We start from the raw sequence: 21,065 nt of genomic DNA on the forward strand, positions 1-21,065 counted from the left end.
TTGAGTGGTTTTTATAAAATGGGTTTATGATACAGCCCCGGATAAATCAACCGCTTACTTAAAATCCAGGTCGCCAATGTAAACGCCGCCGTTATCGCCTTTTTTCATTTGCAGTACAATGAGTTCTTTTTTCTCCTGCGGCGTACCGTAGTGGGTATATAGTTCGGCCATTACCGTGGTGGGGCCGGCAATGGTGGCTTGCCTGTCGCCATAGTAGTTGATCTCTATTTTGTAGGTACCCTTTATAGCTTTTTTAAGTAGGAATTGCTCCGGGCCGAAGCCCTGCGTCATATCATCGGATATGCGGCCGCCTAGTGCGGTGCGGTTATGGCTGTAGTAGCATTTCTCGCCGTTAGGGTCGGTTACCCAAAGGTCTATATCGGTATTGTTCATGTTCCAGTCCATCACGATGCGTATATCGGCAGGCAGGTTCCTGATAACCGTTTTAGGGATGCTTTTGAGGTTAAGCTTGTTTTTGTTCAGTGCGATGATGCGGTTTATCTCCGGCAGGAAGATTTCTTCTATACCCCTGTACAAATCCTCGGCATCCTCGGTATAGCTGCTCACCATTGCTTTATAAAGCACATCTAAAGCTTGTTGATGATAGCCGGCATCTTCCAGGGCCAGCCCGTAGTCGCGGAAGCTTTGCGGATCCAGCGGGCGCAGCTCCATCACTTTCTTAAAGGCAAATACTTCGCCCTCATAATCGCCCAGCTGCTTTAATTTATAGCCCAGCATTTTGTATAGTTCGTAATTGTCGAGGCCCATTTCGGCCAGGTTGCTCAGGATGCGCAGGCCCTGTTCGGTATTACCGGTTTTCAGGAAGTAATCGGCCACATCAAAGTAGTAGACAGGGTTGCCAACATTGGCCGCGCGCAGCTCCAGGTATTTTTGGTATTGGCCAGTTTTGCCCGCGTTGCGTATGGCTTTAAGGTAATCGGCATCCGGTGCTTTGTAGGTGATATTGATATCTTGCGCAAGTGCCGGCTCGGCGGCAACACTATCTGCCCTTTGCGCCAATGGCCTTGCTGCTGCGCCGTTTTTGGTGGTTACCACGATAACGCCGTTAGTCGCTTGCGAGCCATAAATCGCTGTTGCACCCGCATCTTTAAGTACGTTTATCGATTCTATTTCGGCAGGATTGATAGCATTTAATGGATTTGAACCACTTCCTGGATCACCGACCGGTGGAATAATAATACCATCTATTACGTACAATGGCGAATTAGAGCCGCTTATTGATGATATGCCCCTTATAGCCAAATTGGTGCCGGCACCCGGCGTTCCTTGTGGCACAACGGCCACGCCTGCAACACGGCCCTGCAACTGGCCATTTATCGGTTGGGCATTGCCTATAGCAGGTGCATCCATCCTATCGTAAGTCATAGGGCTTACTGTAGTCACCGAACCTGTAATGTCTTTTCTCCGCTGTGCGCCATATCCCACAACAACTACTTCGTTCAGGGCCTGGGACGATGCCTCTAATCGCACATCAAAAACAAGCTTGCTGCCAACGATTATTTCCTGTCTGTTATACCCAATAAAAGATATCTGCAAAACGCTGCCCGTCGGCGCAACGATGCTAAAATTACCAGCAATATCGCTTTGGGTGCCCGTGTTTGTTCCTTTTATCTTGATATTTACGCCCGGCAATACCTGCCCATCAGCTTTGTCGGTTATTTTGCCTTGTATGCCCGGCCCGGTAGCCCTCGATGTTGGTGTATTGGTTGTTTGGGTTCTTGCCGTGTCGGTCCGCGCGGTTTGCGCAGTATTGTTGCTTGCTTTAATGAGGGCGAAATTCAGCACTTCATTATCGCCGATGTTCATTTCCTCGGCATTGTACCCTGCGCGGGATACTTTGATGATGTCGCCCGGCCTCACATCCATAATATAATTGCCTGATTGCTGGGTGGTTGCTGTAGCGCCATTGCGGCGCACGGTTACTGTTGCGCCAGCCAGGGGCACGCCTGTGCCCGAATCGGTAATCCGTCCCCTTACCGTGCCCCTTACTACGCGGGTGCTGCCACTCGTGCCGTTGCCGGGACTAACAGGCTGTACGGCCACGGCTTGCTTGAGTTTTACCGGTTTAACGGGTTTTGGCTGCGGTTTCGGTGTGAAATCGGTACTCCACCACTGGGTGAGGCTTTTCAGCATCTCTTCTGCGGCAGGCAGGTTGGCGGTAGCCGGGTTCGCGCGGTCGTTATTGTTGCCCCGGTGCTGTTTCATCACGGCGTCGTATTCGGCACGCAGTTCGGCAGGCGGCTCTATGCCGTAATGTATATAATCGGCAACCGTCTCCAAAACGATGAGTGAAGTATTGCGGGTTACGATGCCGAAACGTTTGCCTAAGGATTCTATCTCCTGGCGGTTATCGTCGTAATTGATATCCAGCTCGCTTATTTTCTTTTGTGCCCAAAGTTTGGCTACATCCACATTGTCTACCAGGTTGGCCTGTAAATCAAGCGCAACCTGTTTTTCTATGCTTACCTTATTGCCATAGCCATATTGCAGGGTAATGGTTTGGTTGGGGTTTTTGGTGATGCCGGCGATAGAGACGGCCCCGTTTACGCTAACGGGCAGCGATGGGTAACTATCGTCAACCGTGCTGCCGGCTTTTATGCCTAAGAAGCGCAGCGGTTGGATGGTAAGGGCGCTGAGGGCTTTGGCAACATCGTCGCGGATGAGGTCTATCAATCCCCCGCCGGTTTTAAGCGCTATCTGTTTAAGGTTGCTATAATCGGCCGCGGCAGAGGAGTTGATGCAATAAACCGGCTTGCGCACGAGTTTTATCTGCCCTTCGCCAAAGGTTTGGTGACCATCGCTCATCAGCAGGTATTCATCTGCGGAGATTTTGGTGAGGTCCAGCTTGCCGAAGTTGGTTGCGCCATCGTAAACGGTTTGTTCCAGTTCGGCTTTCAGCGCGTCCCAATTGCCGTTGGCAATAGTATAACTTTTATTCTTGATGATGGCATTGCTGAAAGTGACGACGCTTACCTGCACATTGCCGACTTTTTTGAAGTAGGCATCCAGCAGCGCAATTTCTTTTTTAATATCCCTGCCTGCGCCGCTGAGCGATGCATCCCATAACAGGCCAATACTATGCGGTAGGGGCTTGCTGATGGTGTTGGCCGGGATGGCCGTATTAACAAACCAGTAATACTTATTGCCCTGCGCCTGTATCATCACTTCGGCAACATCTTTCGGTTTGGGGATGTAAAACGATAGCGTATGGCCCGGGGTGTAATTGCTTTTTTCGAAGGAGGAGGTATAGGTATTCTGATGCTTATCGAACCTGAGCGCATAAGCACTGGTGTCATCGGTTATCGGCGCTGTTGCGCTTTGCACAACCGACGCCGTTAGGGCGAATGTTTTAACGGTATCCTGTAAGTTAAGCGGCAGGGTAAATTGAAGGCTGCCGTTGGCGGCCATGGGTATCTCTTCTTCGTACCCGATGATAATGGTGCGGGTGCTGTTGGGGTTGATGGGGTAAATACGTGTGCGGAAGGTGTTGCCCGCTACTTTTTCCAGCAATCCCGGGTCAACCCTGCGGCGTTCAATCGATTCGAACACTACCGTGCCCTTGCCGCGATCTACCGGTACGGCCTCGCGCATCTTGCCGTTCATATCCAGCGCATAGCGGCTTACGCTTACACCATCCTTCAGGGGAAAGGTAAGTGTACCCTCCAGCACCTGAGCCGTGGAGTTATAAAAAGTCATTTGCCAGGTGGTGCGGCTGATGTTGCCGTAAATGGCCACATCTATCTTAAGGTTTTGCAACTTAACGCCGTTGTTGCTTTTACCATCGACCGTAAGTTGCGGCGATTGCGCATTGGCGGCGGTAAAAAACAATATCAGCGCGAGGGTGAGTAAGGAAAATCGTTTCATAATTGGCTGGTTTTGCAGGTAGGATGCAAGGCCGACCTGGATTCCATAAACGAAAGTGAAAAAATACTTGAGCGGCGATGCCGCGGGTCAAGGCTATCGCATTTAAAACTTGCAGATTGTTTTTGGCTAAAGCCCGCGTGTTTCTTGATTCGTTTCCGTCCACTAAAGTGGGACGGCAATGAATTAAGGCTGCAATTCTTTTTAAATATTCCTGTTCATTGCCGTTTGGCTTCAGCCAACGGTCAATAAAAAGGCCTTTAGGAGGCTTTAGCCAATATTTGACAGTTGCAGATTTTAAACGCGATTTCCCTGTGCAGAGAGTGTTTAGGCTGACTATCTATCCCTCCAGTAATTCCACCTCCGCTACCGGGCTGAACAAATATACCCGGCGACTGCTCACTTCCACGCATTTATAACGTTTGCGCAGCTTTTCTTCCTTGCGGAAGATGCGGCCATCTTTTAGCTTGAACAACGATTTGATGGGCAGTTTCTCTACTGTATGCACCGATTCCTTCGGCGCATCGTATTGGCGTAAGGAGCGGTACAGGGTTAAATCCGAACAGCTGGATGCGGCGGGGTTATTCAGATAGCCGGTAATGGCTTTTTTGATATCCGGCGGAAAAACTTCTTTTTCGAAGAAAGGCTGCATCATTTTTTTGAAATTAGCCTTCCACTCGGCACCATGGGGTTTTACTTTGTGTTTATGTTCGTTCCAGGTGTGCAGGTGCGCAAATTCATGAACCGTGGTTACCAGGAACGCGTAGGGATTCAAATCGAAATTAACGGAGATGCGGTGGCCCTTGCCATCGAACGGGGCGCGGTAATCGCCAAACTTGGTGCCGCGGTTGCGCGATATCTTGAACTCGCATTTAAAGTAATCTATCCAGCGGCCAATCAAGGGTGCCGCATCCGGCGGAAGATACTTTTCTAATATTTTTACTTTATCCAATGGTTACCTCTGTATCAAAGATAGTTTATTGAGCTGAAAGGTAAAAGGCGAAAGGTAAAAGGTTAGGAAGAGATGACATAGCGCATTGCGTCTATTTCAAAAGATGGTACACCCAAAAAGCCGCCCCATAAGCAAGCACGGTCATGTAAGCAAACTGCGCAGCGGGCCAGCGCCAGTCTTTGGTTTCGCGGTACACTACGGCTATGGTGCTGGCGCATTGCATGGCAAAAGCGTAAAACATCATTAAGGAGAATGCTACACCTAACGTAAATACCGGGCTGCCATCGGGCCTTTTGGCGTTCCGCATCTTGTCCTGTACCGATTCTATCCTATCCACATCCTTTACGCTGTAAATGGTGGCCATGGTGCCCACGAATACCTCTCGTGCGGCAAAGGACGTGATGAGGGCGATGCCTATCTTCCAGTCGAAGCCCAGGGGCCTTATCACGGGCTCTATGGTGTGGCCCAATACGCCGGCGTAAGAGTTCTCCAGTTTTTCGGTAGAGATAATCCTGGTTAGGCTATCGGGTTTCATGCTTTTGGTGTATTGCGGCTGGCTGTATTTGGAATCGATATTCTTGAACCTGTCGCCCGGCCCGTAGGATGACAGCACCCATAGGATAACCGATACGGCGATGATTACTTTGCCGGCCTCCAAAACGAAGGTTTTGGCCCGCTCGTACATGGAGAATGCCACGTTATTCCAACGGGGCATACGGTACACGGGCAGCTCCATAATAAAGTAGCCGCGTTCGCGGGATTTTAAAATAAACTTCATTACCCAGGCTACTATTACCGCCGAAATTAGGCTCAGCACATACATACTGGTGAGCGCGAGGCCCTGCAGGTTAAAAATCCACCAAACGTTGCGGCTGGGTACTACCAGGGATATCAGTAAAGTATAAACCGGCAGCCGGGCCGAGCAGGCAACCAATGGCGTTACCATTATGGTAATCATGCGGTCTTTCCAGTTCTCGATGGTGCGGGTACTCATGATGGATGGTACCGCACAGGCAAAACCACCGATGAGCGGCACTACCGATTTGCCGTTCAACCCTACCTTACGCATGATCTTGTCCATCATAAAGGTAACGCGGGCCATGTAGCCGGTATCCTCCAGTATGGATATGAACGCGAAGAGTATGGCAATCTGCGGTATAAATACCAGCACGCCGCTTAGGCCGGCCACTACGCCGTCTATCAGCAGGCTGGTTAAAGGGCCCGCAGGCAGTACGCCGCGTAAGGCTCCCTGCACCCAAACAAAGGCATCTTCTATAAGCCCCTGCGGGTATTGCGACCACGCAAATATCGACTGGAACATAAAAAGCAGTATCCCCATAAAAATAACGAAGCCGAATATTTTATGGGTGAGGATCTTATCTATTTTGTTACTGTGGCTTTCGTCCTGCGCGGTTACGGGCGTTTTAACAGTGTCGTATAAAACATCGTTGATGTAATTGTAGCGGGCAATAGTTTCGGCCGCCTGTGCCTTTTGCGAATGAAAGCCATGCTCCTTTTCCAGCTCCTCTATCCGCTCGCTTTCCTCGGACGTTAAAAATTTAAGCGTTTCGTGCTGATGGGCCAGCTGCAGGGCAAAGTACGGGTTATCGGTATTTATTTCCCGGCTAATGCTGGCTATCAATTCCGGGGCAATGGTCGTCACGTCGATGCTGTCTTGCTGCAGGGCAAGTTTGTTGGCAAAGGATATGGCATCCTTCAATTCTTTTATCCCCTCTAGCTTACGTGCCGATACCTGCACCACGGGCACACCCAGTTTTTGGGCTAATAAATCGGCATTGATGATGATGCCGCCCTTATTGGCCAGATCAATCATGTTAAGGGCAACGATAACGGGTATCTTCAGGTCGGCAACCTGCGTATATAGCAGCAGGTTCCTTTTAAGATTAGTAGCATCAAGGATAACTACCACTAAATCGGGCGTAAGTTCAGTATCCTTCTCGGCCAATACCGAGAACACGATAGATTCGTCTCTGCTTTTAGGATAAAGACTATAAGTTCCGGGAAGGTCTATGATTTCGGCGCTGCGGCCATCGGGCAATTGGGAATAGCCGATTTTTTTATCAACGGTAACACCAGGAAAATTCCCTATTTTTTGGTTGAGCCCGGTTAGTGCATTAAAAAGCGTGGATTTACCGGTATTGGGGTTGCCTACAAGCGCTACTCTGATATCAGCTTTCAATGGCTACAACGTACTACTGCAAAATAATGGTGGATGCTTCAAACCTGCGCAGGCTCAATTGGTAGCCGGATACATGAATTGCGATAGGATCGCCGAGAGGAGCTATACGCGATATGCGCACTTCTTCGCCGGGGAGGCAGCCCATTTCCATCAACTTAACAGACATCTCGAGATCAGTAAATTCTTTTACTATCCCGGTTTCTCCAATTTCAAGCTGTGAAAGTGTCATTTTGCATTTGTTTGAATGCAAATGTAGGGCTATTTATACTAAATCCAAATAAGATTAGCGGTTTTTTTTAAGAAAGCGTCTACGCCCTGTCAACTTTTGCCGGCAGCCTCTTCATCCCAAAATGCGGGCAACCGCAATCTTTTTTGAATAAGCCGCATGACGAAAGTACGGCTGCGACAATAATGGCTATCAAACCAACTTTAAATGCTTTCATGTTCAATTGCGTAAGAAGTTACCAAAACACCAAATATCCCCATGCATGCGCCCACCGTATCGGCAAACAAATCGGCAGGCTCGCCGCTGCGCCAGGTAAAAACATACATTTGCAATACCTCTATCAGCGCTCCGTAGCTTATCAAAACTATGGTGTTCTTCATGGCTATCTCTATGCGCAGGCCGCGGGTTTTATATTTGCGTATGCTGCCGTAGCAATAAAGCACTGCCAGCACAAAAAACAACCCGCAGTGCGTAAGCTTATCAAAGCCTGCAAAAAACATTGGCGCTTTGCTAACGCCGCCCATATCTACACTACAAAGTACAAAAATAAATAAGGCCCACAAAATTGCAGGCCGGTATGCTTTAAAGCGCGCGTTCATTAAGCGCCTATAAGGCTTGCATATTCCTCGGCAGATAATAAATCATCTACTTCGGTAGCATCGGCCAGGGTAACTTTTACCATCCAGCCATCGCCGTATGGGTCAGAGTTTACCAGCTCTGGTTGGCTATCCAGTAATGGGTTTATTTCGGTAACGGTACCCGCAACCGGCATAAATAAATCTGAAACGGTTTTTACAGCTTCTACAGTGCCAAAAATTGCTTCTTTGGCAACTTCCTGCCCAACGGTGTTTATATCTATGTAAACAATGTCGCCCAGTTCGCCTTGTGCAAATTCGGTAATTCCGATGGTTGCGGTATCGCCCTCAACGCGTACCCATTCGTGGTCTTTGGTGTATTTCAGTTCGGCCGGAAAATTCATGATGCTTAAATTATTTACCCCAAAAATAACAAAACTTTAAGGTATAACAACACGCCGTATTATTTTACAGAAACAATAAACCCCGTCTCCTAAAACTAAATTGGGTGCGTTTTGTTAACTATAAAAACAAAAAATAACCTACAAGATGAAAAAGATTAGTTTAGTGACAATGATGGTGCTTGCAGCATTATCATTCCAGGCATGTAATAACGCCGCAAAAGACAGTAAAGACACCGCCGACAGCCTGAACGCCGTTAAAGACAGTACCACAGATGGCAGTACCGGCATTGCGGTTGATAAAATGGATGCCGAGTTTGCAACCAAACTGGCCAACGGCGGTTTAGCCGAAGTAGCCCTGGGCAAACTGGCCGAAAGCAAAACCACCAACCCGCAAGTAAAAGAGTTTGCCGGCATGATGGTGATGGACCACAGCAAAGCCAACGAGGAACTGATAGCAATAGCCAAAACGAAAAACATTACCCTGCCTGTAGCACCGGATGAGGAGCACCAGAAAAAGCTGAACGACTTATCCACAAAAACCGGCAAGGATTTCGATACCGCTTATGTTGATGCTATGGTAGACGGGCACAAGAAAACCGTAGACCTGCTGGAAGATGCATCGAAAAATTGCAAGGATTCTGATTTGATGGCTTTGGCAACCAAATTATTGCCAACCGTAAAGGGGCACTTAGCTAAAATAGAAGCCATAAAGGCGAGCATGAAATAATTATAGCGATAAATATTGCTGAAAAGGGAATGGCATGCGCTGTTCCCTTTTTTTATGCGCGGTGGTTGCATAGGCGTACTTTATTGAATAATTTAGGCAGATAAACTACGCTGCCCCATGAAAAAATACCTGCTGATATGTTTGTCCCTTTTATTTGCCGCCCCTCTCCTGAAAGCCCAGGAAATCCAGACCAAAACAAAAGGATTTGCTAAATACACCGGCTACTTCAATTTTTATTGGGACGAAAAAGCCGGTAAGGTTTACTTAGAGATAGATAAGCTCAACCAGGAGTTTTTGTACGTGAATTCGCTTCCGGCCGGGGTTGGCTCCAATGATTTAGGGCTGGATCGGGGGCAGATAGGCGATAGCCGCATCGTAAAATTCATCAAAATAGGCCCAAAAGTAATGCTGATACAGCCAAACTACAACTTTAGGGCAGTTAGCAACAACGCCGATGAGCGTAAATCGGTAGAAGAGGCCTTTGCCCAATCGGCCATATGGGGCACCACGGTTGTTGCCGAAGAAGGCGATAAAGTACTGATAGACCTTACACCATTTTTGCTGCGCGACAGCCATCGCCTGGCCGACCGCCTCAACGGCAACAACCAGGGAAGCTACAGTGCGGATGATAGTCGTTCGGCGGTGTACCTGCCCAATACCAAGAGCTTTCCGGATAATACAGAGTTCGAAGCGATGATTACCCTGGCAGGCAAAGGCACCGGGGCAGAGATAAGCTCTGTTACGCCCGATGCCAATGCGGTAACGGTACGCATGCACCAATCCTTTATCAAACTACCCGATGCCGGTTACAAGCCCCGCAAGTTCGACCCGCGCTCGGGGTATTTCGACGTAGAATACATGGATTTTGCCACGCCCATAGGCGACCCTATAGTACAACGCTTGCTGAGCAGGCACCGTTTGCAAAAGAAAGACCCAACCGCCGCCCTGAGCGAGCCGGTAAAACCCATAATTTATTATGTTGACCGTGGCGCACCCGAGCCTGTACGAAGCGCATTAATAGAGGGCGCCGGTTGGTGGAACCAGGCCTTTGAAGCGGCGGGATACAAAAACGCCTTCATTGTAAAACTACTGCCCGAGGATGCCGACCCGATGGACATCCGCTACAACATCATCCAATGGGTGCACCGTTCAACCAGGGGCTGGTCATACGGGGCATCCATCAACGACCCGCGCACGGGCGAAATTATCAAGGGACAGGTTTCCTTAGGCTCCCTGCGCGACAGGCAGGATTTCCTGATTGCCGAGGGCCTTTTACAACCCTATGAGGATGGCAAGCCCGTAAGCGACAAAATGCTGCAATTGGCTTTGGCAAGGCTACGCCAGTTAGCCGCCCACGAAGTTGGACATACGCTTGGCCTGCAGCATAATTTCACGGCCAGCGTAAACGACAGGGCATCGGTAATGGATTACCCACCACCGGTGGTAAGCCTTTTAAAAGCCGATGGCACCATAGATGTAAGCAAAGCCTATAAAACCAGCATCGGCGATTATGATAAACGCGCCATATTATATGGCTACCAGGATTTTACCCCGGGTACAAACGAGGACGAGGCCCTGAAGGGGATTATCGGCGAAACCATAAAACAAGGCTTCCTCTTTATTACCGATGAAGATGCGCGGCCCGCAGGAAGCGCGCACCCGCAGGCGCACCTTTGGGACAGCGGTAACGATGCCGCCGATGAACTTAACCGCCTGATGTTGCTCCGCAGGCAGGTGCTGGATAATTTTTCGGTCCGCGCCATAAGGCAAAACGCGCCGATGGCTACGCTGGAAGAAGTTTTGGTGCCCATGTACCTGATACACCGCTACCAAACCGAAGCAGCCGCAAAAATGCTGGGTGGTTTATATTATACCTACGCACTAAAAAATGATGGGCAAACCATTACCAGATTTATACCACCTGCCGGGCAATGGAAAGCCTTCGACGCCCTGATGGCTACCCTGAAACCGGATGCCCTGGCCATGCCCGAAAAACTGATTGCCATGATACCGCCACGCCCGCCCGGCTACCCGCGCACCAGGGAAACCTTCAAAGCCCGCACGGGGCTTACTTTCGACCCATTGGCTGCTGCGGAATCTGCCGCGGGTACCACACTGGCATTTATGCTGCAACCCGACCGCGCCGCAAGGCTGGTAGAATACCAATCGCGCGATGCCGCGCAGCCCGGCCTGTTGCCTGTTTTGAATAAACTAATCGCCCAAACCTGGAAAGCCCCCGAAGCCGCAGGCTACAAAGGCGAGCTGCAAAGGCTGGTAAACAACCTAACGCTTAAACAGCTGTTGCAACTGGCCGCCAATACCAATGCCGCCGAAAGCGTGCGTGGCATAGCTTTGCTGCAAGTAGATGATTTGAAGAAATGGATGCAAAGCGCTTTGCCAACCGCAATAGGCAACCGCAAAGCTAACCTGCTTTTTGGTCTGTCGCAGATAAGCCAGTTTGAGAAAACGCCGGATAAATTCCAGCCGGCAAAACCGCTCAGTATGCCCGATGGCTCGCCGATTGGGGCAGACGAAGACCTTATTTATTAATAATTACGCAAAAGCCCTTATCTTGCAACGCTAAAACTAACAAACATGGCAGCACCAATCGTAACCGGCTTAATGGCCTACGGCATGTCGGGCCGTATATTCCACGCGCCCTTCATCCATAGCAACCCGGGCTTTACCCTAAAAGGCATAGTAGAGCGCAGCCAGAAAAAGGCCGCTGCTGTATATCCCGATATCATCAGCTACGATAGCGTGGACGAACTGCTTACCGATGCGGAAGTGGAGCTTATCATCGTAAACACCCCCAACAACTTCCACCTGGAGCATGCCATTGCAGCCATGCGCGCAGGCAAGCATGTACTGGTAGAAAAACCTGCCGCCGCTACCGAAGCCCAGGTAAAAGAACTTTTTGACGTTGGCCGCGAAACCGGCAAGCATGTAATGATATACCAAAACCGCCGGTACGATAGTGGTTTTATATCTACTAAAAAGATAATTGAAAGCGGCCGGCTGGGTACTTTGCAGGAGGTGATTTTCCGCCTGGATCGCTACAAAATGCAGATAAATGCGAAAGCATTTAAAGAAACCAAGGAGACCCCGGCCAACGGCCTGGTTTACGATCTTGGCGCGCATCTGGTAGATAATACCATCGCCTTATTCGGCAAACCGTTATCTTTCAACAAAACCATAGGTATTTACCGCGAAGGTTCTGAAGTGCCCGATTATTTCCACTTCCACCTGCTTTACCCCAACCAACTGAACGTATTCTTGACCTCGGGCCTGCTGATAGCCGATGAGCAGCCGGGCTTTATCGTCAACGGCACTTTGGGCAGTTTCGTAAAAGCGCGTACCGATGTGCAGGAAGCTCAATTGGACAAAGGCATGATGCCGACAGACGAGGGCTATGGCCTGGAACCTGCAGGTAGCGAAGGCAAGTTGGTAACCGTTGATGCCGATAACAAGAAAATCGTAGAGAAAATTGCGTCAGATAAAGGCGATTACATGCAAATATTTGATGCCGTTTATCATACAATACGCAATAACGCGTTATTCCCTGTAACAGAAGAACACATTGCCTGGCAGTTAGAGCTGCTGGAAGCTTAGATTAGAAATTAAAATTGTTGATTGCCCCCCAACATATAAAAATGAAGAAATTATTATTTGCTATAACCCTGCTAATAGCGGCAGGATGCTCAAAGGCCCAGCCACCAGTAATTGCGCCTTACAAAATGCTGAAACTGGATAACACCTGGACCACCCCCGCCGACCTGAAAAAGGACAAGCCGGTAATGCTGATCTACTTCGCGCCGGATTGTAGCCATTGCCAAAAACTTATTTACGATATGAAACCGGTGATGAAAAGTTTTAAGGATGTCCAGGTAGTGATGATAACCTTTACCGATATTAAGATGGTGAAGGTTTTTAACGAAGATTTTGGCCTATCGGCCTACAAAAACTTTACCCTGGGCACCGAAGGCTATACGTACGCTGTGCAAAAATACTATCAGCTAAAAACCACGCCATACATAGCCATTTATGCCAAAGATGGCCACTTGGTGCAGGCATTTGAGAAAGTGCCGCCAATACCGGAGTTGGTTGCGGCTGTGAAGAAGGTGTAAAGAAATAGACGCTTCATTAACAAACCCTGTCGTTTCGAGGGAAGCGGAGCGACGAGAAATCTTGTTACTCAAGTAAAGCCGATATGCAAAGTGGCGATCTTGCATCAACAACAAGATTTCTCCTCGCTATCGCTCGTTCGAAATGACAAAGCTTTATAAAAAAACAAATCCCCAACTGCAATGCAGCCGGGGATTTTTGTTACTGGGATATCTTAGATAAATTACTCTCCGCCTACATGATCATGCACGCCTTCTTCGCGGAATAGTTTCGCACTGAAGTAGTCGTTGTTCATGCGGGCAATGTTGGTTAGTTTAATTTCTTTAGGGCATTCTGCTTCGCAGGCGCCGGTGTTGGTACAGTTGCCAAAGCCTTCTTCGTCCATTTGGGCAACCATGGCTTGTACCCGGCTGTAACGCTCTGGTTGGCCCTGCGGCAATAAGCCTAACTGGGTAATCTTTGCCGATACGAACAGCATGGCCGATGCATTTTTACATGCTGCAACGCAGGCACCGCAACCAATGCAGGTAGCCGAGTTGAAAGCTTCGTCGGCAACAACCTTAGGAATCAGGATAGCGTTAGCATCCTGGGCACCGCCGGTATTTACCGAAATGAAGCCACCGGCCTGCTGTATCCTGTCGAACGCGGAGCGGTCTGTACCCAAATCCTTGATAACGGGGAAAGCAGCCGAACGCCATGGCTCTATGGTAATGGTTTCGCCATCGTGGAAGGTACGCATATGCAGCTGGCAGGTAGTAATAGCCTGCTTTGGCCCGTGTGGGTGGCCGTTGATATATAGCGAGCACGACCCGCAGATACCTTCGCGGCAATCGTGGTCGAAATAAATTGGCTCTTCTTTCTTTTTAGTAAGGCTTTCGTTCACCACATCCAGCATCTCCAGGAACGACATATCCTCAGAAATACTTTCTGCTTTGTAGGTTACGAATTTACCTGCTGTGTCTGAATTTTTTTGGCGCCATACTTTCAGCGTCAGATTCATGTTTCCGCTCATTGTTGTTAGATTATAGAATCAAGAGCCAAGAATCAAGACGAAAAATCTCTTGTGTCTTGCTTCCTGCTTCCTGCTTCTTCTTTACTTATAACTACGTTGTGATAACTTAACATTTTCGAAGATCAGTTCTTCTTTGTGAAGCACCTCTTCCTCGTTTTCGCCTTTGAACTCCCATGCCGATACGAACGCGAAATTGTCGTCATCCCTCAGCGCTTCGCCTTCCGGCGTTTGCGACTCTAAACGGAAGTGGCCACCGCATGATTCGCGACGCGCTAAAGCATCGGTTACCATCAGTTCGCCCAGCTCGATGAAATCAGCTACGCGGCCGGCTCTTTCAAGAGCAGCGTTTACTTCGTCATTCTCGCCGGTTACGATGGCGTTTTTCCAGAAATCCGCTTTCAAAGCTTTTATCAGGCCTTTTGCATGGGTCAGTCCTTCTTCGGTACGTGCCATTCCGCAATATTCCCACATAATGTGGCCAAGCTCGCGGTGGTATTCAACAACTGTTTTGGTGCCTTTAAGGGCAAGCAGTTTGTTGTTATAGGCAATAACGTCCTGTTTGGTTTTTTCGAAAGCGGGGTGGCTGGTATCAACCTTTTTCGGGCCGATAGTGGCTAAGTAATCCCCTAAAGTGTACGGGATAACAAAGTAACCATCAGATAAACCTTGCATCAATGCCGAAGCACCCAGGCGGTTTGCACCGTGATCGCTAAAGTTACATTCGCCCATAGCGTAAAGGCCCGGTACGTTCGTGCTTAAGTTATAATCAACCCAAAGGCCGCCCATGGTATAGTGTACGGCGGGATAAATGCGCATAGGTTGTTTGTACGGGTTCTCGTCGGTAATTTGATAGTACATATCAAACAGGTTACCGTATTTGGCACGCACGGTATCTTCGCCAAGGCGTTGTATCGCTTCCGCAAAATCAAGGTAAACGGCTAAGCCGGTTGTACCAACGCCACGGCCCTCATCGCTCATTTCTTTCGCGTTACGCGACGCAACGTCGCGCGGAACCAGGTTACCGAATGATGGGTATTTACGTTCGAGGAAGTAATCTCTTTCATCCTCTTTTACCTGCGAAGCTGTAATTTCTTTTGTTTGTAGTTTCTTAGCAACCTCAACCGTTTTAGGTGCCCAAACACGACCATCGTTACGTAAGGACTCCGACATCAGCGTAAGCTTGCTCTGGTGGTCGCCGGTTACGGGGATACAGGTTGGGTGGATTTGGGTATAGCAAGGGTTGGCAAAAAAAGCACCGCGTTTGTGTGCGCGCCATGCTGCTGTTACGTTAGAGCCGATTGCGTTTGTAGACAGGTAGAATACGTTACCGTAACCACCGGTGGCCAATAATACCGCATGGCCTGCGTGTGTTTCAATCTCGCCGGTCTTTAGGTTACGGGTAACAATACCTTTAGCCTGGCCATCAACCAAAACAACATCCAACATTTCGGTGCGGGTGTACATTTTTACCTTGCCTAAATGTATCTGGCGGTTTAGGGCCGAATAAGCACCTAACAACAACTGCTGCCCTGTTTGGCCGCGTGCGTAAAAAGTACGTGATACCTGCGACCCACCGAACGAACGGTTATCCAACAAGCCACCGTATTCGCGGGCAAAGGGTACGCCCTGTGCAACGCACTGGTCGATAATATTTACCGATACCTCTGCAAGGCGGTAAACGTTGCCTTCGCGGGCGCGGTAGTCACCACCTTTAATGGTATCGTAAAACAAACGGTAAACGCTGTCGCCGTCGTTCTGATAGTTTTTTGCTGCGTTGATACCGCCCTGTGCCGCAATAGAGTGCGCACGGCGCGGGCTATCCTGGAAACAAAACGACTTAACGTTGTAACCAAGCTCGGCCAACGATGCCGCCGCCGATGCGCCTGCCAAACCGGTACCTACGATAATGATATCGTATTTACGCTTGTTAGCGGGGTTAACCAGCTTTAAGTTAAATTTATGCTTGCTCCATTTTTCGGCCAGCGGCCCCTGCGGAATTTTAGCATCTAAACCCATATTCTTATTTGAGATTAAAGAGACAAGAATCAAGAACCAGGATAAATGGCTGCGATTCTTTTCTCTGCCTTGTGCGTTTATTAATGTCTTGAATCTTGATTCTTACCTCTTGATTCTCTTTTACTATTTTGATAGACTCTGGAAATAATACACAACCGGCATCAGCGCAAACCCTAAGGGGATAATAACGCCGAAGAACCAGGTGCCGAAGAAATAAACTATCGGCTGGTACTTTTTATGCACCCACCCCAGGGTTTGGAAAGCACTTTGGAAACCATGTAACAGGTGGAACGCTACTGCCACCATTGCAATTACGTAGAATGCTACATAGATGGGGTTGCTGAAGCTGGTTTCTACTCGTGCGTGGATATCTTTCACCCTTACGATTTCTACATTGCCTTCGGTAGAGATAGACCTTTCGAAGCCTGGTTGGGCATCATATGGCGTAACCGTTGTAACGTTTGTTGCCAGATCAGTTTTGTACTCTTTAAACTTAAGTACGTCCTGGTATTTGTAACTGTACCAAAAATCGCTCATGTGTATTACGATGAACAGCAACAGGATTGAACCCAGCAGCCCCATGTTTTTTGACGACCATGATGCTTTGCTCTTAGGCTGCACCGCATAACCCACCGGGCGTGCCTTACGGTTTTTTAAGGTGAGCACTAGTGCATATACGGCATGCACTACTATGCTGATGTACAGGATGTAGGCGATAACCTCTATCGGTGGAAAATGTGTTAAGAAATTTGCGTAGCTGTTAAATGCAAAGCCCTGGTCGTTTTTAAATAACAATAAGTTACCGCCAAGGTGAACAATTAAAAAAGTACACAAAAACAAGCCAGTTAAAGCCATAATCAGCTTCTTTCCCAGTGATGAGTTAAAGGTTTGTTTGAATTCGCTCATTATTGATTCAGATTTATTTAGGCAAAAGTATTTATTAAAAGCCAAAACATATAAATGGTTTCGGCTTTATAAAGCATAATCCATTATTTAGAAACAATCTAAAAGATTTCTGACGGAAAAGCTTTTATTAAGTGCGAGGTAGCGCGACAATGATTAGTGTTCGGCTTCGTTTTCGGTATTGTCGGCACGGAATAAATCTTTATAAAAGGGATGGCTTTTGTGCTTAGGGTTAAGCCATAGCAAGTTGCCTGCGTCAAATATCGCTACTCGTGAACGTTTCGTGCCGGAGTTGTCGAAAAGGTAAACCTTATGAAAAAGGGCTATATTTTTAATAAGGTTAGCCTTGCTTTTATCGTATCGCCTTAGTTGGTCGGAGAGTTCGACGGAATGCCCCATGTTATGTTCTCTTTCTTCAACCCTCACGATATTATCAATAACGGATTGGAGAGCAACATAATACATAGTTACTTCATAACCATTTTCTCTGGCAGCTAAAGCGGTATTAATTTCGGAATTGCCTGAAAAAGTCGTTTCAAAAGCGAAGTCGGCATTTGATGATAGCGCCGTGCTTCTACGCTCCAAAGCCGATTTTGCCGCTTTTACGTGAAAAGTGTAGCTTCCGTGCTCGTTTAGTGCAATTTCATCTGGGTTGATGACTGCAGTTTTAATACGCCCGCGTTTTATCAGGTGCGCCGTTAAAGTTGTTTTCCCGGAGCCGTTTGGCCCACCAACTATAACTAAAGCAGGCATTATAATGCGTTTAAAGGCCTGATAGTTTCTTCGAGCAAGCGGAGGTCAGTAGTAAGGTGCTTGCGAACGATGAATTTTGCGCCGCTGGTGTATTCTTTAACAAAAAGCTCTCCTTCTAATGTTTCAGGATATTGTTCGTCGCGATAGAAAATAGGGATACCTGCTTTTAGCATGGCTTCGGCGCCTAGTCCAGCGTCTTCGTCAATACCCTTTTCTATGGGGTCGTCTTTGTATATCTCTTCCAAAGTAACCATACGCTAATATACTAAAATTTCAACAACGTATCCATGCATTCTTCCAGCCGGGCTTTGGCCATGAACTGGTCCTCGAGCGCTTTGTTCATGGGTATGGCGGTATCCAGACTGGCGCAGCGCATTACCGGCGCATCAAGGTATTTGAAGCAATGCTCGCCAATATAGGCCGCTAGCTCCCCGCCGAAACCACTGGTGAGGGTGTCTTCGTGCAGGATCAGCACTTTGGAGGTTTTTTTTACGGTTTTTATTACAGCGTCCTTATCCCAGGGTTGCAGGCTGCGCAGGTCCAGTATCTCAATGGAATGTTCAGGGTGTTTCTCGGCATATTCTATGGCCCAGTGTACGCCCATGCCGTAAGTGATGATGCTGGCGCGGGTACCCGGCCGCACGATGTTGGCCTTGCCTATCTCTACGTAATAATCATCATCGGGTACGTTGCCGTTTATGCTGCGGTACAGGGCCTTATGCTCAAAGTACATCACCGGGTTAGGGTCGGCAATGGCGGCCATCAGCAGGCCCTTGGCATCGTCGGGGAAGGCGGGGTAAACAACTTTCAGTCCGGGCGTTTTGGTGAACCAGGCCTCGTTGCTTTGCGAATGGAACGGCCCCGCGCCCGTGCCGCCGCCCGTAGGCATACGTATCACAACATCTATAGGCTGCCCCCAGCGGTAATAGGTTTTGGCCAGGTTGTTTATCACCTGGTTAAATCCGCAGCTCACGAAATCGGCAAACTGCATCTCTACTATAGCCTTATAGCCATTGAGCGATAGGCCCATGGCCGTACCCACGATGCCCGATTCGCAAATAGGCGTGTTGCGCACGCGTTCCTTGCCAAATTCTTCTACAAAGCCTTGCGTAATCTTGAATGCGCCTCCATATTCGGCAATATCCTGCCCCATTATGATAAGGTTGGCATGGCGGCGCATGGCCTGTCGCATCCCATCGCTTATGGCATCAATGTAACGTTTGTTCGATAACACCTCGTAGGGCGGGTGTTTGGGCATGCTGTATAGCCGGTACATGCTATCCACCTCGGTTTGTACGTGGGGGATGATATCCGGCTCGTTGAATACTTTCTCTATCTCGGCATCTATCAGTTTGGTAAACTCGTTGCGCAGATAAGGCACCCAATCGGGCCGTAGCACCTGCTCCTGCAATAAGTATTTTTCGAAAGTCTCCAGCGGGTCCTTCTTTTGCCATTGCTCAAAAAGTTCGGGTGGTACGTATTTGGTGCCAGATGCTTCCTCGTGGCCGCGCATACGGAAGGTAATGCACTCCAACAGTACAGGGCGGGGCCTTTCGCGCATGCTTTTGGCAAGCTCGTTTACGGTATGGTAAACCTCCAGCACGTTATTGCCATCTATCTTGCGGCCTTCTATGCCGTAGCCAATGGCCCTGTCTGCAAGCGATTCGCATTTGTATTGCTCGTTTACTGGGGTTGATAGGCCGTAGCCGTTGTTCTCTATCAAAAATATAACGGGCAGATCCCAAACGGCGGCTATGTTGAGCGCTTCGTGGAAATCGCCCTCGCTGGTGGCTCCTTCGCCGGTATAAACCAGGGTTACTTTTTTGCGCGCGCTCAGCTTATCGGCCAAAGCAATACCATCGGCCAGGGCCAGCTGCGGGCCAAGGTGCGATATCATGCCGATAATCTTATATTCCTGAGTGCCGAAGTGGAAAGAGCGGTCGCGACCGCGGGTAAAGCCGGATAGCTTGCCTTGCCATTGGGCCATCAGCCGCGAAACAGGGATGTTGCGTGCCGTAAATACGCCCAGGTTGCGGTGCATGGGCAAAATATACTCGTCGGCATCCATAGCCAGGGTACTGCCTACGGCAATAGCCTCCTGGCCAATGCCGGAGAACCATTTACCTATACGGCCCTGCCGCAGCAACACCAGCATTTTCTCCTCGACCAACCGCGGCAATAATAATTTCTTGTAGAACGTTATTAAACCGTCATTATCGATATTTTTACGATCGAAAATCATCCCCGTAAAGCTAAGAAGTTTTTAAAACTTTGTATGTTTACATCATCCATCTTTTTGCTATGAAGCACTTGTACGTTATTTTATTTGTTCTGTTTGCTGTTTTAGGGCTAAGTGCCTTTGCACCAGATGGCTTTTTATTGCCCGAAAGTTTTTACCTGCACAAAGGCGACAAACTAAATGTGCACCTGCTCACCGGCGATAACCTGATGCAAGAGGGAGAAGAGCGGTTCAACGCGAAAAGGACAAGCAAATTCAATATTTACGAAGGCTCTAAATTAACCGACCTGCTTAAGGTTGCTAAGGATAGTGCCGCCCCTGTGTTAAGTTACCCCATCAACAACGCCGGGCTGGTAATGGTGGAGCTGAATACCAAAGACGATATCATCGAACTACCGCACGAAGATTTTGTGGCCTACCTTACCAAGCAGGGCTACGATAACCTGGCCGATAAAATAAAAGACGATACCCGCCTTAACCTGGTAGAAAAATACCGTTACTATTTAAAAACCCTTGTAAGCGTAGATGGCGGCGGCGGCAACGCATACAGCAAGGTGCTGGGCAACGACCTCGAGATTGTGCTTAAACAGAACCCTTACAAAAAAAGCTATGGCGACGATATTACCGCCGTTGTTTATTTTATGGGTAAACCGCTTAAAAACAGCAATGTGCTGTTGTATATAAAAACAGCATCGGGCAATGTACACCCACAATTGCTAGCCTCGGATGCTAACGGACAGGTGTTTTTTAGCCCCAGCCGGGATGGCATTTACATGCTGCGCTGCGTACACATAGAGCCATCTAAAAACAACGATGCCGATTTCGAAACATGGTTTGCCACCTACTCTTTCGCCTTCAGCAACCAGGACGAACTACCGAACACGTATAGAGAGTTTGGATTTGGGAATAAACACTAATCAGTTTGCAGTGGGCGGTTTGCGGCGCTATTAACCGCAAAGAACACAGAGAAAAAACGCAAAGAGCGCAAAGTGAAAACTTGCGCCCTTTGTTATATAAGGTGATATTATCCGATTCTTGAAGTTTCAGCCTT

Annotated in this window: 18 protein-coding genes; 5 read left to right on the forward strand and 13 right to left on the reverse strand. The window is 48.5% G+C overall.

Annotated features, from left to right (window positions below; translation table 11 throughout):
• Nucleotides 1–54: 54 nt before the first annotated feature.
• From AC1DYT_RS25355 to gcvH, 7 genes are all read right to left on the reverse strand, one after another.
• Entirely contained in the window at nt 55–3,885 is a 3,831-nt protein-coding gene (locus AC1DYT_RS25355; protein WP_477472288.1) for a carboxypeptidase-like regulatory domain-containing protein, read from the reverse strand.
• Between the two features lie 337 nt (nt 3,886–4,222).
• Nucleotides 4,223–4,834, reverse strand: coding sequence for a SprT-like domain-containing protein (locus AC1DYT_RS25360; protein WP_477472289.1), 612 nt, complete (start codon nt 4,832–4,834; stop codon nt 4,223–4,225).
• Between the two features lie 91 nt (nt 4,835–4,925).
• A complete protein-coding gene (feoB, locus tag AC1DYT_RS25365) occupies nt 4,926–7,034 on the reverse strand; it encodes a ferrous iron transport protein B (protein WP_477472290.1) in 2,109 nt (702 codons plus the stop codon).
• A gap of 13 nt (nt 7,035–7,047) precedes the next feature.
• On the reverse strand, nt 7,048–7,263 hold the full coding sequence (locus AC1DYT_RS25370) for a FeoA family protein (protein WP_133226705.1): 216 nt from the start codon (nt 7,261–7,263) through the stop codon (nt 7,048–7,050).
• A 79-nt stretch (nt 7,264–7,342) separates the two neighbouring features.
• Entirely contained in the window at nt 7,343–7,477 is a 135-nt protein-coding gene (locus AC1DYT_RS25375; RefSeq protein ID WP_477472291.1) for a hypothetical protein, read from the reverse strand.
• Complete coding sequence (locus tag AC1DYT_RS25380) at nt 7,464–7,859, reverse strand: VanZ family protein (protein WP_477472292.1); 396 nt, start codon at nt 7,857–7,859, stop codon at nt 7,464–7,466. The genes AC1DYT_RS25375 and AC1DYT_RS25380 overlap by 14 nt, the downstream gene beginning before the upstream one ends.
• Nucleotides 7,859–8,239 (reverse strand): glycine cleavage system protein GcvH, encoded by a 381-nt coding sequence (gene gcvH, locus AC1DYT_RS25385; protein WP_477472293.1) that lies wholly within the window; start codon nt 8,237–8,239, stop codon nt 7,859–7,861. Before gcvH ends, AC1DYT_RS25380 begins: the two co-directional genes overlap by 1 nt.
• A 145-nt stretch (nt 8,240–8,384) precedes the next feature.
• On the opposite strand from gcvH, the gene AC1DYT_RS25390 reads away from it, so the two are divergent.
• From AC1DYT_RS25390 to AC1DYT_RS25405, 4 genes are all read left to right on the forward strand, one after another.
• Nucleotides 8,385–8,966, forward strand: coding sequence for a DUF4142 domain-containing protein (locus AC1DYT_RS25390; protein ID WP_477472294.1), 582 nt, complete (start codon nt 8,385–8,387; stop codon nt 8,964–8,966).
• A gap of 117 nt (nt 8,967–9,083) precedes the next feature.
• Entirely contained in the window at nt 9,084–11,516 is a 2,433-nt protein-coding gene (locus AC1DYT_RS25395) for a zinc-dependent metalloprotease (RefSeq protein WP_477472295.1), read from the forward strand.
• Nucleotides 11,517–11,561: 45 nt separating this feature from the next.
• Nucleotides 11,562–12,578 carry a Gfo/Idh/MocA family oxidoreductase gene (locus AC1DYT_RS25400; RefSeq protein ID WP_477472296.1) on the forward strand — a complete coding sequence of 339 codons (1,017 nt, stop codon included), beginning with the start codon at nt 11,562–11,564 and terminating at the stop codon, nt 12,576–12,578.
• Between the two features lie 41 nt (nt 12,579–12,619).
• Nucleotides 12,620–13,093, forward strand: a complete 474-nt coding sequence (locus tag AC1DYT_RS25405) for a TlpA family protein disulfide reductase (protein WP_477472297.1) — start codon at nt 12,620–12,622, stop codon at nt 13,091–13,093.
• Nucleotides 13,094–13,314: 221 nt separating this feature from the next.
• Here AC1DYT_RS25405 and AC1DYT_RS25410 read toward each other — a convergent pair whose 3' ends face one another.
• From AC1DYT_RS25410 to AC1DYT_RS25435, 6 genes are all read right to left on the reverse strand, one after another.
• Nucleotides 13,315–14,103 (reverse strand): succinate dehydrogenase/fumarate reductase iron-sulfur subunit, encoded by a 789-nt coding sequence (locus AC1DYT_RS25410; protein ID WP_477457667.1) that lies wholly within the window; start codon nt 14,101–14,103, stop codon nt 13,315–13,317.
• A gap of 81 nt (nt 14,104–14,184) precedes the next feature.
• Entirely contained in the window at nt 14,185–16,119 is a 1,935-nt protein-coding gene (locus AC1DYT_RS25415) for a fumarate reductase/succinate dehydrogenase flavoprotein subunit (RefSeq protein ID WP_477472298.1), read from the reverse strand.
• Nucleotides 16,120–16,242: 123 nt separating this feature from the next.
• Nucleotides 16,243–17,025: a succinate dehydrogenase cytochrome b subunit gene (locus AC1DYT_RS25420; protein ID WP_477472299.1), complete on the reverse strand. Its 783-nt coding sequence runs from the start codon at nt 17,023–17,025 to the stop codon at nt 16,243–16,245.
• A 153-nt stretch (nt 17,026–17,178) separates the two neighbouring features.
• Nucleotides 17,179–17,775, reverse strand: a complete 597-nt coding sequence (locus AC1DYT_RS25425) for an ATPase (RefSeq protein ID WP_477472300.1) — start codon at nt 17,773–17,775, stop codon at nt 17,179–17,181.
• Nucleotides 17,775–18,029, reverse strand: a complete 255-nt coding sequence (locus AC1DYT_RS25430; protein WP_477472301.1) for a hypothetical protein — start codon at nt 18,027–18,029, stop codon at nt 17,775–17,777. The genes AC1DYT_RS25425 and AC1DYT_RS25430 overlap by 1 nt, the downstream gene beginning before the upstream one ends.
• 11 nt (nt 18,030–18,040) lie before the next feature.
• Nucleotides 18,041–20,017 carry an alpha-ketoacid dehydrogenase subunit alpha/beta gene (locus tag AC1DYT_RS25435; RefSeq protein ID WP_477472302.1) on the reverse strand — a complete coding sequence of 659 codons (1,977 nt, stop codon included), beginning with the start codon at nt 20,015–20,017 and terminating at the stop codon, nt 18,041–18,043.
• Between the two features lie 59 nt (nt 20,018–20,076).
• Here AC1DYT_RS25435 and AC1DYT_RS25440 point away from each other — a divergent pair, with 59 nt between their 5' ends.
• Nucleotides 20,077–20,931, forward strand: coding sequence for a DUF4198 domain-containing protein (locus AC1DYT_RS25440; RefSeq protein WP_477472303.1), 855 nt, complete (start codon nt 20,077–20,079; stop codon nt 20,929–20,931).
• Nucleotides 20,932–21,065 lie beyond the last annotated feature (134 nt).

The sequence above is a fragment of the Mucilaginibacter sp. P1_D10 genome (assembly GCF_056406215.1).

Bases quoted from the DNA above. Each gene is read 5' to 3' on its own strand.
- AC1DYT_RS25380 (WP_477472292.1), bottom strand. From the start codon at position 7,859: ATGAACGCGCGCTTTAAAGCATACCGGCCTGCAATTTTGTGGGCCTTA.
- AC1DYT_RS25410 (WP_477457667.1), bottom strand. From the start codon at position 14,103: ATGAGCGGAAACATGAATCTGACGCTGAAAGTATGGCGCCAAAAAAAT.
- AC1DYT_RS25440 (WP_477472303.1), top strand. From the start codon at position 20,077: ATGAAGCACTTGTACGTTATTTTATTTGTTCTGTTTGCTGTTTTAGGG.
- AC1DYT_RS25420 (WP_477472299.1), bottom strand. From the start codon at position 17,025: ATGAGCGAATTCAAACAAACCTTTAACTCATCACTGGGAAAGAAGCTG.
- AC1DYT_RS25400 (WP_477472296.1), top strand. From the start codon at position 11,562: ATGGCAGCACCAATCGTAACCGGCTTAATGGCCTACGGCATGTCGGGC.
- AC1DYT_RS25395 (WP_477472295.1), top strand. From the start codon at position 9,084: ATGAAAAAATACCTGCTGATATGTTTGTCCCTTTTATTTGCCGCCCCT.
- AC1DYT_RS25435 (WP_477472302.1), bottom strand. From the start codon at position 20,017: ATGATTTTCGATCGTAAAAATATCGATAATGACGGTTTAATAACGTTC.
- AC1DYT_RS25355 (WP_477472288.1), bottom strand. From the start codon at position 3,885: ATGAAACGATTTTCCTTACTCACCCTCGCGCTGATATTGTTTTTTACC.
- AC1DYT_RS25370 (WP_133226705.1), bottom strand. From the start codon at position 7,263: ATGACACTTTCACAGCTTGAAATTGGAGAAACCGGGATAGTAAAAGAA.
- AC1DYT_RS25415 (WP_477472298.1), bottom strand. From the start codon at position 16,119: ATGGGTTTAGATGCTAAAATTCCGCAGGGGCCGCTGGCCGAAAAATGG.
- AC1DYT_RS25430 (WP_477472301.1), bottom strand. From the start codon at position 18,029: ATGGTTACTTTGGAAGAGATATACAAAGACGACCCCATAGAAAAGGGT.
- AC1DYT_RS25390 (WP_477472294.1), top strand. From the start codon at position 8,385: ATGAAAAAGATTAGTTTAGTGACAATGATGGTGCTTGCAGCATTATCA.
- AC1DYT_RS25375 (WP_477472291.1), bottom strand. From the start codon at position 7,477: ATGAAAGCATTTAAAGTTGGTTTGATAGCCATTATTGTCGCAGCCGTA.
- AC1DYT_RS25425 (WP_477472300.1), bottom strand. From the start codon at position 17,775: ATGCCTGCTTTAGTTATAGTTGGTGGGCCAAACGGCTCCGGGAAAACA.
- gcvH (WP_477472293.1), bottom strand. From the start codon at position 8,239: ATGAATTTTCCGGCCGAACTGAAATACACCAAAGACCACGAATGGGTA.
- AC1DYT_RS25405 (WP_477472297.1), top strand. From the start codon at position 12,620: ATGAAGAAATTATTATTTGCTATAACCCTGCTAATAGCGGCAGGATGC.